The sequence below is a fragment of the Brevibacillus sp. 1238 genome (genome assembly GCF_029892995.1).
Taxonomy (GTDB): domain Bacteria; phylum Bacillota; class Bacilli; order Brevibacillales; family Brevibacillaceae; genus Brevibacillus; species Brevibacillus parabrevis.
Map to the genome: position 1 here is coordinate 117032 of NZ_JARXWC010000010.1, position 14191 is coordinate 131222.

The following is a 14191-nucleotide window of genomic DNA, read 5'->3' on the forward strand; positions in this document are numbered from 1 at the left end:
ACAGAAGCCAGCGTCACATAGAGGGAAGGGAGGCCGGAGATTCAATGCAATCCGACGCCGAAATCATTCAGCGGATTCTTCAGGGCGAAATTGAAGGGTATCGCGACCTCATCCAGCGATATCAGCATATGATCTACGTTTTTATCTACAAAATGGTGAACAATCGCGCTGATGCAGAAGATCTTACTCAGGAAGTGTTCGTCAAGGCGTATGAAAAACTGTCTACGTTTCGAGGCGACTCGCAGTTTTCATCCTGGTTACATACGCTTGCCCGCAACAAGAGTATCGATTTTTTGCGCCGCCGAAAGTTTCACGACTCTGACGAGCAATTGGCGTACGTGCCGTCCAATACACGAGACGAATCTCCGCAGGATTCGCTCATGAACAAGGAGCAGCGCAGGGAAATCCAGGAAGCATTCGCCTTGCTGTCGGATACTTACCGGGAAGTAATCGTTCTGCGTTGCACGCATGAGTATCCGTTTGAAAAAATTGCAACTCTTCTCGGCATCGCCGAGTCTACAGCACGCGTCCGCTACTTGCGCGCTCGCCAAGAACTCGCAAAATTGTTAACCCGCAAGGAAGGGGGACTCGTACATGAACTGCCAGGCATTTAGAAAAGCATGGCTAGATGACACAGACAGCGATATTTTCTCTCATATAGAAACTTGTGAGGAGTGTATCGCATGGATTGAAACGCAAATGACAACAGAAGAGGAGGTGCAGTTCTTGAAGGAGGTTCCACTGCCCCAAGCGAATCTGGAAGAGCGGATTATGCAAGCCATCTACCAGAACGCAGGACAAGGTGTGCCCCCTCATGCCGCCACCGCAACCGTCGCTGTGCTTCCACAGCAAGCGGCAGCACCAGCAACCAGCAAGCGTCGGCCCAAAGGCTTCCCTTCATTCGCCTGGGTCAGCGCCGCAGCAGTCCTCCTGGCAGTGGGCTTCCTGAGCTATCAGCAGCTTCAGGACGATCAGATGATGCAGACAGCCGCCCAACCGGAAGCCAATCAGGCAAGCGCAAGCAATCAAATCGTGGCGTACAGCGGCAATGCGACGCAAGCGCAAGAGACAGCTCCAGCCGCTCCTCCTGCACCAGCCCAGGCGACAACAGGTGCAACAGGCGGCAGCAGTCAGCCAATGGCGAAGCAAAACGAAGCGGCTACTCCGTCCACAGGAGCGGCAGCAGCAGTTAATCCGAACGGTGATGCCGCGCCAGCTGCCGCCAATGCCCTTGTTGCGCTGGACGACACGCAGCAAAGCAAAGCGGCGCCGCCGCAAGCGCGCACCGCTCAGCCGGAAAACCAGGGGGCTGCGGCTGCCCGAAGTCAACCGACTGCCAAAGTACCTGCGGTGAATGCCAAAGAAAACGCGGCAAGCGAAGAAAACGTCGCCGAGAACGCCCTGATGGCTGCGAAAAAAGGCGGGGCACCCGCGATCACGGCCGATCAGCCTATGGGAATGACAGCCGTGCCCGAGCAAGAGAACAGCGAAAACGGACTCGTCGGCCCGTCGTTGGCCATGGCAGCCAAACAGCCGATCACGCTGTCGACCTTTACGGATACAGATACAGCCGTACAAGCGTCCGATATGCCCGTTCCCGTGCTGGCCCAAAACCCGAACAGCTTTTCGCTAAGCTCGATTTCCGTGCAATACGAATCAGAAACGAGCCAAAAAGTAACGCATCTGGCCGCTGATTACAAGCGCAACAACGACTGGATTCGGATCGACGTAGTACGGAACACACAAGGCAAACGCAGCTTGTCGATTCCCGGAACGTTTTCCGCCACTCAGCTGTTTGCAGTCAATGGCGAGCAAGCTATTGCCGTCTCGTTTGACAACAAGGACGCGAAAAATGCGGTCGCGGAGCACGCGGTCCATTTCAACGCCCAGTCCAATAATCAGTCCCTGTACGTAGTGATAACCGCCCACGGTGTTTCGCTGGACGAATTGATTGAAGCTTCCAAGCAACTGACCTGGAAGCCTTAACGAAAACACGATTTTCCAAAGACACGACCTGTTCCATCAGGCTCGTGTCTTTTTTTATTTGCCAAGCCTGGCTTCGAGCGGCCGGGTCGGGGGATGAAAAAGTTTTAGTACGGTATTGATCACTTTAAACTAATGTGTATAATGTTTGTTATAACATAAACAAAAACAATTTTTGTTTATTAAAAAGGAGTGCACCCACATGTCTAATGCTTCACCTCCCCGCTCGTCCCTGTTTCAAAATACGTATTTTCGCACCATCCTGTTGTCAGGAGCGCTTTTGCAAATCGGCGTCTGGGTTCGCAACTTCGCGATTCTTTTGTTTGTCATGGATCAGACGAACAACGACCCTTACGCCGTTTCCCTGATTTCCGTCGCGCAGTTTGGCCCGATCTTTCTGTTTTCCATCATCGGCGGGACATTTGCGGACCGCTGGCGCCCGAGAAAAACGATGATCATCTGCGACTTGCTTAGTGCGCTCTCTGTTGGCGCTGTGTTGCTCACCCTCGTGCTCGGCACATGGAAGGCAGTCTTTTTCGCCACCTTGATCTCGGCGACGCTCTCCCAGTTCTCGCAGCCTTCTGGCATGAAACTGTTGAAGCTTCACGTTCCCGGACACGAATTGCAGCCTGCCATGGCGATGTTTCAGACGATGATGGCAGTGTTCATGGTAATCGGTCCGGCTCTCGGCACTCTCCTCTACCAATCTTTCGGGATCTCGTCCGCCATTGGCGTGATGGGCGTCTCTTTTGTCCTCTCCGCTGTCGTTTTGTTCCAGCTCCCGCGCGATGAGGACGGGCAAAAAAATCACACTGGCGAAAGCTTCTGGGCCGAGTTTGCAGCCGGGTTCCGCTATGTGTGGTCAAAACCTTCCTTGCGCGCGCTCGGCGCGATCTTCACTTGCATCGGGCTGGCATCTGGCTTGATTCAGCCGCTGTTTGTCTTTTTGGTCGTCGAACGCCTCGGGCTCCCCAAGGAATATTTGCAATGGCTGATGATGGTCAACGGAGCCGCGATGCTGATCGGTGGCGGTGCCGTCATGAATATTGCGAAAAAAGTCTCGCCGCAAATGCTGATTGCTGCCGGTCTGCTCATAAGCGCCATCGGGACTTTCGGGAACAGCCTGTCTACCGCATTGTGGGCAGTCATGTTTTTCCAGTTTATCAACGGTCTGTTCTTCCCGTGCATCCACGTCGGAATCAACACGCTTCTGCTGAAAACGAGCGATGCAGCGTATATCGGCCGGGTAAACGGCGTCCTGACTCCCCTGTTTATGGGAACGATGGTCGTCTCCATGAGCATCGCGGGATGGCTGAAAAGTCTGTATTCCCTTCCCTTGCTTTTCGGTGGTGCGGGCCTGTTGTTTGCCGTCAGCATTTTGTTTGTCCTGCCTATGCTGAGACGTAAAGAGGTGCTGGCTGCTCCTTCGCAAAAAGCTTGAACGACTAGACAAACAGCTTTCGCGTCTTCTCCTTTTGCCCTGTTCGCTTCTGGCTGTCTGCTATAATCAAGAGGGTTGCCCTTTCAGAAACAGGAAAAGGAGAAAAGATATGCAAACTTTTCATATCGGCTTCGGCGATTCTGCGTGTGGGACGTTGCGCGTATTTCTGCGTGCAGCCAGGCTGCCAGGCTCGATCATTTGCCTTCGCGATGACTTCTCGATCGGCCCGATTGCCCATTTGACTACCGAGGATGGAATGGAGCAACGCTGGCAATGGTTCAAAAACTTGCTCGTCGCAACAGAACCTGACTTTCAGGAGGATTTGGAGCTGTTCGCCCAACAATTTCAGCAAGACCGGACGTTCGCTGCCGACATCCCCGCAGGCAGCACGGTTGTTTTGTGGCATGGCGGACGGTGCACTTCCGATCAGCTCGGGATACGTTACGTCGTCTCCATGCTCCAATCCAAAGCAATCCGCTTCGAAGCCGTGGATGTGTCCGCCTATAGTCAGCGCATCCACTACACCGTCACAGATGAAGAGAACAACACCATTCCGTATGTGATCAGAAGTGTCGGCGAGATTTATTCGGAACGTCTCCATGGTGCATGGGAGACAAAAGCAAGCTTGTCTAGCGCTCAAATCGAGGAATGGGTGCATGACTGGGAAGCTCATTGGCTGCACTCCACCAGCCGCCTGCGCATTATCGAAAACGGGCTGGTTCAAGCGGTGCCGGAAGATTACTACGATGCGGCACTGCTTCAGTGCTCCACCCGTTCGTTCCAGAAAGCCGGCCGCGTCATTGGCGAGGTGATGGGCCGCAGCGAGCAGTGCATCGGTGACATGTATTTGTTGCAACGGATTCAGGAGTTAATCCGAGCAGGAAAACTGAGCTATCGGGGCGAGCTTGCTCCTATGCGATACTTGGAGATTCGGTTAGCCGACGCCACTCTGACGGAATAAGGTTTTTGCACACCAAAAAACGCCGCCTTTTGCCATGAAGCACAAAAGGCGGCGTTTCTTCTTTTATTAATGGGTCTGATTTTTAGCCTGGTTCCACTGCTTGATTTGCTCGATAATCTCTCTGATCTGATTGCGGGCATCCTGATGCTCCGGCTCGCTGCCCCAATGCTGGATGAGCGGCGGCATTGCTTTTGCCATCGTCGTATACAAACACCATACTTTCACCATCTCGATCCGCTCCGGCGTCGCTTCGCCTGTCAACAACTCGGTAAACTTGTGCAGCAACTCCTCCAGTTCAGGCACCAGCACTTCCTTTTTCTCACTCATGAATGATCCCCCGCTTTCCTATGTTTTCCTTATTCATCTATTGATCTTCGTATGCAAAATTTCCACTAGCCAAAAGCAGCGGTTGCCTTCGTGGGCCTCTACAGTGTGAGGAACGTAAGCAAGCCGTACGCAACGGCTACAGTCAGGATGATGCTCCATAAAACAATGCCGATCGACATCCACCACATCAGCTTGCCGACTGGTGCGCCGAGCGAAATCCCGATCGCAGCACCGAGCGGAGCGCCAGTTAACAGTGGCGAGGCCAGTCCAAGTCCGATGACGCCGTACTTCTCCCAAATGCGCCCCATTCGTCCTTGGTTTTTCCCCTTTTTCTCCACCCGTTTCATCAGCCAGCTTCGCAGGGAGCCGCCCAAAAAGATGACGATGCCCGCGCTTGCTATTGCACCAATGGCACTGAACAGCCCCGTCAAAAACGGCGGCAACTGCAATAAAAATCCAATGGGAATCGCTCCCCACAATTCAAGCATGCTTGTCAAAGCGACTGTCCCGCATTTCCATAATACGTCCATACTCTCTCGTCAATCTCCTCTCGTTGCCATTCCTGATCCTCTCAGTAAATACGAACGAGAAGGAAAAAGGTAGCGCTTTTTTCCAAATTAGGAAGTGACGTCCCGGCGGATAAAGGCGGTGTAGGCTACGATCAGAGCAGCTACGGCCCATATACTCAGCACAGTCAAGGAAAACGGAAGCGTCATTCCTTTGATCGGAGGCAGTGTGCCGTTCAAATAATCGGTCAACTGCAAATTGACGACGAACAAGTATTTAGACGACTCCCAGGAGGAGGCCATCTGGGTCAGAATCATGCCGCTGATCAGAGCCGCCATCATGACTCCCATCCCGGCAGCGGCGCTGCGGATCAGCACGGAAACCATGAACGTGATCGTTCCGACTACGAGGCACACGAACCAGCCCAGTCCGTACTGCATGAGCAAAAACTGCCACTGCGGCAACATGAACGCCCCTGCTGTCTGCAACTCTCCGCCTGCCACTTCGAAGCCGGTGAGCACAGGCAAGTCCCATCCGGAATAGCCAAAGACGAAGCCTGACAGCGAATAAGCCATAAACAGCGTCATCACCACGGTCAAGGACGTAAACAGCAGCAAAGTGATGTACTTGCTGGTCAACACCTTCCAGCGCCGAACGGGTCTGGTCAACAACAGCTTGATCGTCCCTTCGCTCAATTCCGCCGAGACGATATCGACTGCCAAAATGACGATGATCATCGGCAAAAACATGGAGATCGTCTGATCCATAAAGCCGCGGGCAAAAGTCGGACCTCCAGGCGCCATCGGGTTGATATCGTGGTCGAGATAATATTGCTGTTGCTGAATGCGGATTTTAATGATGTCGCGCCATTCGTCCGGGAGGCGGCTGGAAGCAAGCCTGTTTTGCATATCGACGATTTGCTGGGTCAAAAGCGGACGCCAGTCAGTCGTGCCCATGCGCTCCTGGGTGGTGATCACGGAACGATACTGCGCGTATGTAAAAATCGGGATGAGGATCGCCAGAATCAGCACGACGACGAGGAAGCGGCGGCGGCGCAGCAGTTTGACCGTTTCATTTTGGACGAGGCCCAGCATGCTTGGATTCATTTTTCTCCCCCTCCTGTCAACGTCAGGAACAAGTCTTCGAGCGTCACCGTTTTCGTGGCAATTCCCACGACCGGAACGCCTGCCTGAACCAGCGCCTGGTTGACTTCTCCTACCCGTTCCATATCCATGTGCGTTTTCAATCGGTCTTCTCCGACCGCGGCAATCTCCGTCACAGCCTTATGCCTACGCAGCACGTCCATTGCCTTTTGCATATGCGCAGCGGAGATGGTCCATTCCACCTGATCGGCAAACTGCTCCATCAGCTCAGTCACCAGCCCAACGGAAATGACCTTCCCATGGCTAATAATCGCTACCCGATCACACATCATCTCGATCTCGCTGAGCAGATGGCTGGAAATGAACACAGCAAGTCCCTCTTCCTCCGCAAGCCGCCGGATAAACTGGCGCATTTCGCGGATGCCAGCCGGGTCCAGTCCGTTTGTCGGCTCGTCGAGAATCAAAATCTTCGGTCGGTGCAACAGCGCCTGCGCGATTCCCAGCCGCTGTCTCATCCCGAGCGAGTACGTCTTGACCTTGTCGTCAATCGCCCGTTCCAGATCGACGAAGCGCACGATCTCCTCTATCCGCTCCGGCGCAATCCCGCCGCTCATGCGGGCAAATTGCTCCAAGTTTTCTCTTCCCGTCAAAAATTTGTACAACTCGGGATTTTCCACGATGCAGCCAACTTGCGCGATCGCTTCCGGGAAATTGTCCCGCAGCGATACTCCCCCGATGCGAATGTCTCCGCCATCTGCTTTTGCCAGACCGACCAGCATGCGGATCGTCGTCGTCTTGCCCGCTCCGTTTGGCCCGAGAAAACCAAACACTTCTCCGGCGAGCACTTCAAAAGTAATATCGTGAATAATCTGCTTTTTGCCGATTGTTTTTTGCAATCCTGATACTGCGAGGACCGTATCGCCCAATGTGCGCCCTCCTGTCTTTGTTTGCGCTGCCCGCGACTGACGCAAGCTCTGCGTTTATGGTACACTGGCATAAGATGTCCAACCACATTATACCATGTCTGTTCACTTCACATCGAATAGGAGGATAGCCGATGCGCACATCCGGCAAACTTCTCTGGCGGACCGCAGGGTTGCTGTCATTTCTGTCCTTTTTGCTCTTGGCTACAGGCTTTGTCCTGGCGATGAACCCGCAGCAGCTGGCACCGGCTACAGGAACATCCCCTGCCGAATCCGCGAAAACGCCAGCGCCTTTGCCTGCTGAAGGCGTCCGCAAAATCGTCGCGCTCGGTGACTCGCTCACACGCGGTGCCGGCGATGCAAACGGTCAAGGATACGTCGGGCTCGTCCGGCAAGCGTTGGAAAAAAAGGCGGGCCACTCGATCACGTTTACCAACCTCGCGATTAACGGACAAGAGTCGACCGACCTGCTCAAGCAAATGTCCGAAGCACAGGTCAAAACGCTGATTGCCGATGCCGACCTGATCTTGTTCACCATCGGCGGCAACGACTTGTTCAGGCAAACCGGCGGACTTTACACGATTGAACAAGAAAAAGTGGCCGCAGCCATCGACAGGCTCACGACCAACTATGAGGAGATCATTCGACAAATTCGTGCGCTGAACAAAAAGGCGACGATCGTCTACACTTCTTTGTACAACCCGTTCGGCAATACGGAAGCGGCTGTGGATACGGTGCAACCTGTCCTGGACTGGAACAACTCCGCCTCGCAAATCGCGGCCCGCTACCCGCAAGTATTCGTCGTCCCGACTTATGACATGTTCTTGCGCAAGGAACAGTCGTACTTGTACACCGATCATTTCCATCCGAACACGGAAGGGTATTCGCGGATCGCCGAGCGGATCATGCAGGCGCTAGAGTGATTCCGCCCGCGCCTCGTTCAGCGATTTGCCGTGCGTGGCGAAGTACACCCGCTGACCTGCCCACTGGAAGGCGCTGCTGACCATGGAAAAGGCGGCTACGGTCAAGAACAGCGTCGTCCCGCCGTAAAGCCCGAGCAGCATGCCGCCCATCCACGGACCGATGAACTGCCCGAGGTTGCTGAAGCTTTTGGCGCCGTAGTAGCTGCCGCGCATTCCTTCCGGCGCCATGCGGTCAATCAGGACGTCACCTGCGGTAAAGGTCAAGATTTCACCGAACGTAAACAACACCATGGCGATGATGAAAAGCGCCCAGGAGCCAGCGAACGCGTAGCCGATATCGCCCAGTGCATACATGACGTTTCCGACCACAATTGCGGTGAGGGGCGTCTTTTTTTCTGCCCATCTGGTCAAAGGCATCTGCATGAGCACGACGACAACTGCGTTGATGCTCATGAGAATCGCGAACAGCTCCGCACCGGACGCCACTGTCATCTCCGTGAACTTGGCGAGCGTGGAGGACATTTGCGAATAGCCGACCGCTCCCAGCACCCCGGCAATCATGTACAGGCGGAATGCCTTGTCGTTCACGACTACGCTGAAGGCGCGGCCAAAAGTAATCGTCTCTTTCTTTTGCCCCTCGATTTGCTTGATCCCGAACTTGTTCAGCAATCTTTGCAAGCTGATGACGTACAGCAAGTAAATGAGCGCGGTAATCATAAAAGGCAGCGCGACGGACGTCTTCGCCAGCACAGCGCCCGCAATCGGACCGACCGCTACCCCTACGTTGATCGCCGTATAGCGAAGGCCGAATACGCGAAACCGTTTTTCCGGCGGCGTCACATCCGCCATCAGCGCCTGCGAGACCGGCTCATAAAACGAGCGACAGAGCCCGCCAGCCATATTGAGGAACAGCAAGACCAACGGGTTTTTGCTGATCGCAAAGCCGATAAAGACGAGCGTCCAGACGTACAACGCCCCCAGCATGACCCGTCTGCGTCCGATTCGGTCCGACAACGTCCCGGCAATAAAACCGCCAATCGTCCCGGCTAATGGGCCAGCTCCGATCGTCAAACCGATCATCGCCAAATCCATATCGGTATGATTCGACAAGTATAAAAACAAAAACGGCATGCTCATCGAACTAGCAGCCCTGACAAACACAGTCCCGACAATCAGCGACCAGACGATCGGGTGGTACTCCTGCAAACGTTTTTTAGTCCAGCTCATGCTCTCTTCTCCCCACAACTGTTCTGCTTGCGCCTTGCTACCAGAACAGACGCTCTGTGATGTTCCTATTGTAGTGAGGAGTCTATGGTTCGTCAATGAGCATTCAAAATTTTTGGATTATGAAAAATTTCTATGAGACTTATCAAAAATTCGATAGCTGCTAACTTGCAAAAAAAAGCCGGGGATCTCCCGGCCTTTACGCTTCTATTTTGATGTGCTCGATGATTTCGCCTTTTTCATTGAGCTTGACCGCCCGGTAGACGGCGTCGTGATAAAACGTGAACCAGGCTCCTTGCTGGATGCCGCCGAGTATCCATTCTTCTTTCGCGAAAATCGACGTCATCGGGTAGTCGTCGTACGCCATGACCCACAGCGGATTGTGGTGGGTGTGCGTCGGCATGATGTCTGCGAGATGCAAAAGCAGTTGACCGCCGCTTTCCATGCGGACGATGGCATGTCCCTGGCTGTGGCCGCCCGTGTGATGCAAGCTAATGCCGGGAACGACCTCCAGCGTGTCGCCGTATGTTTGCACTTGCGCTTCAATCGGGCGCCAGTTTTCTTCCCAGTATGTATTGCGGGAACGAATGTTGGGCTCTCGCATTTCCGCCCATTCCTGCTCTTGTACGTAAATGACGGCGTTCGGAAAAGTCGAGACATGCTGCCCGTCCTGTACGGATACGAGTCCATTTGCGTGGTCGTAGTGCATGTGCGTCATGATGATGATATCAATATCAGCAGGCGTCAAGCCTTTTGCCGCCAGCGATTCTTTTACTTGCGATTCTTCCACGAGGCCGAAGTTGCGCTTCTGCTTTTCTGTCAGCCGATCGTTCCCCATGCCGGATTCGATCAAAATGCGTTTGCCATACGCCTGAATCAAAATCGGGTCTGCCCGAAGCGGAATCTGATTGCTTTCGTTGGGCGGATAGCGTTTGCTCCACAACGGCTTGGGAACCACGCCAAACATCGCTCCCCCGTCGAGCTGGGTCAAACCGCCTCTGAGCCACGTAAGTTGCAGCTCGCCTACTTGCCATTCGTTTGCTGTCAAATTCTTCGGCCTCCTCGCCTGTATCTATGTAGAGGGGAAAAAAGCGAAAAGCACCCTGCTCAGGGTGCCTTACAACTTCTCTGCCACACTCACAGTTCTGGTCGCTGGCGCGATTTCCAGCAGCAGCTCGCTGGAGACGGCCTGCACGGTGACATCTGAGTCGGAACGTCTATGATGAAGCACGAGTTGAGCAACCTTTTCATTTTCACGGTAAACGCTGATAAGTGTCTGAAGTGGGTTAGCACTACCACCTGCAATCATCTTAAACCCCGGGGCAATCGTAAACGTCCATCCCTCCACTTCTGCTACAGGTGCAGTGGAGTACAGGAAGTAACGCTTTCCTAATAGAATGCCGTTATGGTTCATCAAGGCGAAAGCCCCCAATCAAATGAATTTGAACAGTATGCTTCCATTGTGCAAGAATTTAAGTATGTTGAAAAGCGATTCGACAAAAGTTCTAAAAAGACGACATACTTTTTTCATCATACACGATCCAATGTATTTTCGGAATAGAAAAACTTTTGCAGGGCATCAAATCGCCCTTCCCACCTGTGCTCCTTCCAAAATCGCCCGCTTGGCGTCCAGCTCCCCTGCCTCTTTTGCGCCGCCGATCAAATGCACCGGAATGCGTCCTGCAAGCGCGTGATACAAGGCATCATTCGGCGTAGCTCCCGCCGCGATGATCACCGTATCAGCCGGAATGACCTGCTCTTCGCCATTGCGGGTAATGTACACACCTTCTTCGGCGATCCGCTTATACTCGATCTCGGTCAGCATCTCTACGCCGTTTTGCTTTAAATAGGCCAAAGTCGCCCAGCGCGTCGTTTTGCCCAGCCCGGTGCCGACGTGCTTGCCCCTGCGCAGCATGAAGACCTTTCTTTTGCCTGTTTGCAGCTTGTGCAGAGCTTTGGCATCCAAAATCCGATACGCGAGCAAATACTCCGCTGCTTCCGGTGAAATCACCTCGTCATGGACGAGCAAGTGGGACAAGTCACAGGCAATTCCCCCTGCGCCCACGATCACGACCTTGCTTGCGACCTTCACCTTGTGCTCAAACACTTCATTGTACATGACGACGTGCGGCAGCTCCTGGCCCGCAATCTCCGGTCTGCGCGGAACAACGCCTGTCGCGATGACGACTTCCGCAAAGCCTTCGCGCACCAATTCGTCCGCGCTCGCTTCCGTGCCCAGCCTGACTTCTACCCCCAGCTTGACCAGCTGCGTCTGATAATAGCGCAACGTCTCGTTAAATTCGGCCTTGCCTGGCACTTGTCGCGCGTAGTTCAACTGCCCGCCGATGCGCTCCTGCTTTTCGAACAGAACAACCTCGTGCCCCCGCTCAGCCAGCACGCGGGCTGCTTCCAATCCGGCAGGGCCAGCGCCCACGACCGCGACCTTTTTGCGGACAGTTGCCTGTGCCAACGCCCACTCCACCTCTCTGCCGACCATCGGGTTGACCAGACAGGATGCGACCTTGCCATCGAAAATATGATCGAGGCAAGCTTGGTTACAGGCGATGCACGTATTGACTTCATCAAAACGTCCCTGAACGCTTTTCGCGACGATTTGCGGGTCAGCCAAAAACGGACGGGCCAGCGAAACGAGATCGCAGCGGCCAGCCTGCAAAATTTCTTCTGCGTGACGGATGTCGTTGATCCGGTTGCTGGCGATGACCGGGATGTGGACAGCCTCTTTGACTTGCTGGGCGACCCACACATACGCTCCGCGCGGCACCATCATGGAGATCGTCGGCACTTTCGATTCATGCCAGCCAATCCCGATATTGAGCGCGTCAACCCCGGCCTCCTCCAGCATCCGGGCGAATTGCAGCGTTTCTTCGATCGTGGTGCTGTCCGGAATCAGATCAAGCCCGGACATTCGGAACAACACAGGAAAATCACGGCCAACTGCTTCCCGCACGCGCTTCGCTACTTCCACCCCAAAGCGTGTCCGCCGCCCAAAGTCTCCTCCCCATTCATCCTGCCGCTGGTTGGTCACAGGAGAGAGAAACTGATTGATCAAATACCCTTCCGACCCCATGATTTCGACAGCGTCAAAACCAGCTTTCTGCGCCCGCACCGCACCACTGGCAAAAGCGGCAATCGTCCGTTCAATGCCAGCCTCGTCCAGCTCCCGCGGCTGTGTGCGATTGATCGGCGCCTGCAACGGCGAGGGAGCTACCGGATCGAGTCCTGTCACCTCTTTGTACGCGTAGCGGCCCGCATGGAACAGTTGCAACGCGATTTTGCCCTTTTGCTGGTGCACTTTTTCTGTAATGATCCTGAGCTGTTCGATATGTTCATCGAGAAACACGTTGCAGTAGACCTCACCCATGCCACCCTCCGGCAGCACAGCCGCTCCTCCCGTCACGATCAATCCTGCTCCCCCGCTGGCTCGCTCCGCATAAAAATCTGCGAGGCGCTCTACGCCGTTCGGCAGCTTCTCCAGCCCGACGTGCATCGAGCCCATGATGATCCGATTCGGCAGTGTCATCGCTCCGAGCCGGATCGGCTGTTGGACATTTGCAAGCTTCATGATAGGACCCCCTCAAACAAGAATGAATGCTCATTCATTTTCTGTTTAATCGATTCTGCATCTCTGCCCGCAAATCCTGCCCGCTGTTTCCGCAAAACAAACAAAACATGGGGAGCGCCTGCCGCCTTTGCAGCAAACCGCTTGCCTTTCTTTCTAGACCGGGAAGCAAAAAAAGCCGAGAGGTGTCCCTCCCGGCCTGTGCTTCGCTTTGCTCGTCCCGGCTTATCCCAGCTTGACCAGCTCTCCCAAATCCGCTGCAAACCGCTCCAGCGTCTCGTTCAGCGCGGTCTCTTGCTCTGCACGCTCTGGCGTCTGCACGACAAAGTGGTAGTCCACCTGTACAGATGCCTCCACCAGCTTGCCTGGCTCGGTATAGCGGCGTTTCTCGGTAACCGAGCATTCTGCTACCCGCCCTCTCGCCTGCTCCCACAAGTCCTGAACCTGTTTTTCCTGGAGTTTGCCCGGATATTGAATCTCTACCTCAACTTCGCAGCTCTGCTCGTCTTCCAGCAAAAAAAGATGAATCGTTGCCGTCGGCTGTTCCTCTTCAAAAGAGCTTGCGAAGGTGATCATGACCTCGCGCATTTCTTCGTCTTCCAGCAAGGAGCGATCCGAACGCAAAACGACATCCGTAATCATCCCTCGTGTAGACAGCAGTTGATTTAGTTTTTCTACCAATAATTGCAGCACGGTAAATGGTTCCTCCTGTAAATGCGTTATTCCCTATCCAGCTAGAAGTATAGCACGATTGCCCGGTGCGCGAAAAACCCCTTCGCTCAGGAAGGGGTCGGTGTATTGTTCATATTTTTTTGATTCATAAATTCAGAGAGCCAGGCGCGTCTTACTTCTTTGTTTGGGCAATAGCCTAAAATGTAGCTTTCCCCGCGCATATATTTTTCCTTGATCCACTCTTTATGCTTGCGGAAAAAGGCGTGTTGGAAATCGATCGGCATTTGCTGATATTCTTCCAGCGCTGAGGGGTTCTGGAGGAAAAAATCTTCATCGTACACAAGCTCTTCATTTTGTTGGCGGCTGATCAGGTACACAAAGGCAATCACCAGAAACAGGTTCACCAAGAAAATCGTCATCCAAATCCCTCCAGTCAGGTAAGTATTTTTCTGATTAATCTGTCTTATCAGCATATTATTATTGTACCACGAATTTGGTGTTTTCTAAACCTTTCGTTTCATTTTTTATAAAAAAAGTTCTATTGAAA

15 protein-coding genes are annotated in these 14191 nt (G+C 53.7%); 5 read left to right on the forward strand and 10 right to left on the reverse strand.

Annotation, left to right across the window (positions count from 1 at the left end):
• Positions 1–44: 44 nt before the first annotated feature.
• The 4 genes from M2298_RS20685 to M2298_RS20700 all read left to right on the forward strand — a co-directional run bounded on the left by M2298_RS20685 (position 45) and on the right by M2298_RS20700 (position 4385).
• A complete protein-coding gene (locus M2298_RS20685; RefSeq protein ID WP_063230087.1) occupies positions 45–614 on the forward strand; it encodes an RNA polymerase sigma factor in 570 nt (189 codons plus the stop codon).
• 103 nt (positions 615–717) lie between these two features.
• The gene (locus tag M2298_RS20690; RefSeq protein ID WP_307723376.1) at positions 718–1986 is read left to right on the forward strand and encodes a hypothetical protein; all 1269 of its coding nucleotides are present in this window, start codon (positions 718–720) and stop codon (positions 1984–1986) included.
• Positions 1987–2185: 199 nt separating this feature from the next.
• On the forward strand, positions 2186–3424 hold the full coding sequence (locus tag M2298_RS20695) for an MFS transporter (RefSeq protein WP_280649042.1): 1239 nt from the start codon (positions 2186–2188) through the stop codon (positions 3422–3424).
• 109 nt (positions 3425–3533) lie between these two features.
• The gene (locus M2298_RS20700) at positions 3534–4385 is read left to right on the forward strand and encodes a DUF1835 domain-containing protein (RefSeq protein WP_122964809.1); all 852 of its coding nucleotides are present in this window, start codon (positions 3534–3536) and stop codon (positions 4383–4385) included.
• Between the two features lie 66 nt (positions 4386–4451).
• Here the strand turns inward: M2298_RS20700 and M2298_RS20705 are convergent, their stop codons facing one another.
• The 4 genes from M2298_RS20705 to M2298_RS20720 all read right to left on the reverse strand — a co-directional run bounded on the left by M2298_RS20705 (position 4452) and on the right by M2298_RS20720 (position 7248).
• Positions 4452–4712 (reverse strand): DUF2573 family protein, encoded by a 261-nt coding sequence (locus M2298_RS20705; protein WP_063230083.1) that lies wholly within the window; start codon positions 4710–4712, stop codon positions 4452–4454.
• Positions 4713–4810: 98 nt separating this feature from the next.
• A complete protein-coding gene (locus tag M2298_RS20710) occupies positions 4811–5242 on the reverse strand; it encodes a small multi-drug export protein (RefSeq protein WP_217023085.1) in 432 nt (143 codons plus the stop codon).
• An 87-nt stretch (positions 5243–5329) separates the two neighbouring features.
• Entirely contained in the window at positions 5330–6325 is a 996-nt protein-coding gene (locus M2298_RS20715; protein WP_217023087.1) for an ABC transporter permease, read from the reverse strand.
• On the reverse strand, positions 6322–7248 hold the full coding sequence (locus M2298_RS20720) for an ABC transporter ATP-binding protein (protein WP_280649043.1): 927 nt from the start codon (positions 7246–7248) through the stop codon (positions 6322–6324). Before M2298_RS20720 ends, M2298_RS20715 begins: the two co-directional genes overlap by 4 nt.
• 131 nt (positions 7249–7379) lie before the next feature.
• Between M2298_RS20720 and M2298_RS20725 the strand changes: the two genes are divergently transcribed.
• Positions 7380–8168 carry a GDSL-type esterase/lipase family protein gene (locus M2298_RS20725; RefSeq protein WP_122964805.1) on the forward strand — a complete coding sequence of 263 codons (789 nt, stop codon included), beginning with the start codon at positions 7380–7382 and terminating at the stop codon, positions 8166–8168.
• Here M2298_RS20725 and M2298_RS20730 read toward each other — a convergent pair.
• From M2298_RS20730 to M2298_RS20755, 6 genes are all read right to left on the reverse strand, one after another.
• On the reverse strand, positions 8160–9395 hold the full coding sequence (locus M2298_RS20730; protein WP_122964804.1) for an MDR family MFS transporter: 1236 nt from the start codon (positions 9393–9395) through the stop codon (positions 8160–8162). The two genes, M2298_RS20725 and M2298_RS20730, sit on opposite strands and share 9 nt — an antisense overlap.
• Positions 9396–9591: 196 nt before the next feature.
• Positions 9592–10440 carry a YtnP family quorum-quenching lactonase gene (locus M2298_RS20735; protein WP_122964803.1) on the reverse strand — a complete coding sequence of 283 codons (849 nt, stop codon included), beginning with the start codon at positions 10438–10440 and terminating at the stop codon, positions 9592–9594.
• 69 nt (positions 10441–10509) lie between these two features.
• Positions 10510–10806: a hypothetical protein gene (locus M2298_RS20740; protein ID WP_122964802.1), complete on the reverse strand. Its 297-nt coding sequence runs from the start codon at positions 10804–10806 to the stop codon at positions 10510–10512.
• A gap of 165 nt (positions 10807–10971) precedes the next feature.
• Positions 10972–12975 carry an NADPH-dependent 2,4-dienoyl-CoA reductase gene (locus M2298_RS20745; protein ID WP_280649044.1) on the reverse strand — a complete coding sequence of 668 codons (2004 nt, stop codon included), beginning with the start codon at positions 12973–12975 and terminating at the stop codon, positions 10972–10974.
• A 222-nt stretch (positions 12976–13197) separates the two neighbouring features.
• Positions 13198–13665, reverse strand: a complete 468-nt coding sequence (locus M2298_RS20750; protein ID WP_173597789.1) for a hypothetical protein — start codon at positions 13663–13665, stop codon at positions 13198–13200.
• 86 nt (positions 13666–13751) lie between these two features.
• Entirely contained in the window at positions 13752–14063 is a 312-nt protein-coding gene (locus M2298_RS20755) for a hypothetical protein (RefSeq protein ID WP_005828950.1), read from the reverse strand.
• Positions 14064–14191: the final 128 nt, after the last annotated feature.

Coding starts and splice junctions, on each gene's coding strand:
- M2298_RS20685 (WP_063230087.1), top strand. CDS start 45: ATGCAATCCGACGCCGAAATCATTCAGCGGATTCTTCAGGGCGAAATT.
- M2298_RS20695 (WP_280649042.1), top strand. CDS start 2,186: ATGTCTAATGCTTCACCTCCCCGCTCGTCCCTGTTTCAAAATACGTAT.
- M2298_RS20700 (WP_122964809.1), top strand. CDS start 3,534: ATGCAAACTTTTCATATCGGCTTCGGCGATTCTGCGTGTGGGACGTTG.
- M2298_RS20705 (WP_063230083.1), bottom strand. CDS start 4,712: ATGAGTGAGAAAAAGGAAGTGCTGGTGCCTGAACTGGAGGAGTTGCTG.
- M2298_RS20710 (WP_217023085.1), bottom strand. CDS start 5,242: ATGGACGTATTATGGAAATGCGGGACAGTCGCTTTGACAAGCATGCTT.
- M2298_RS20715 (WP_217023087.1), bottom strand. CDS start 6,325: ATGAATCCAAGCATGCTGGGCCTCGTCCAAAATGAAACGGTCAAACTG.
- M2298_RS20725 (WP_122964805.1), top strand. CDS start 7,380: ATGCGCACATCCGGCAAACTTCTCTGGCGGACCGCAGGGTTGCTGTCA.
- M2298_RS20730 (WP_122964804.1), bottom strand. CDS start 9,395: ATGAGCTGGACTAAAAAACGTTTGCAGGAGTACCACCCGATCGTCTGG.
- M2298_RS20740 (WP_122964802.1), bottom strand. CDS start 10,806: ATGAACCATAACGGCATTCTATTAGGAAAGCGTTACTTCCTGTACTCC.
- M2298_RS20745 (WP_280649044.1), bottom strand. CDS start 12,975: ATGAAGCTTGCAAATGTCCAACAGCCGATCCGGCTCGGAGCGATGACA.
- M2298_RS20755 (WP_005828950.1), bottom strand. CDS start 14,063: ATGACGATTTTCTTGGTGAACCTGTTTCTGGTGATTGCCTTTGTGTAC.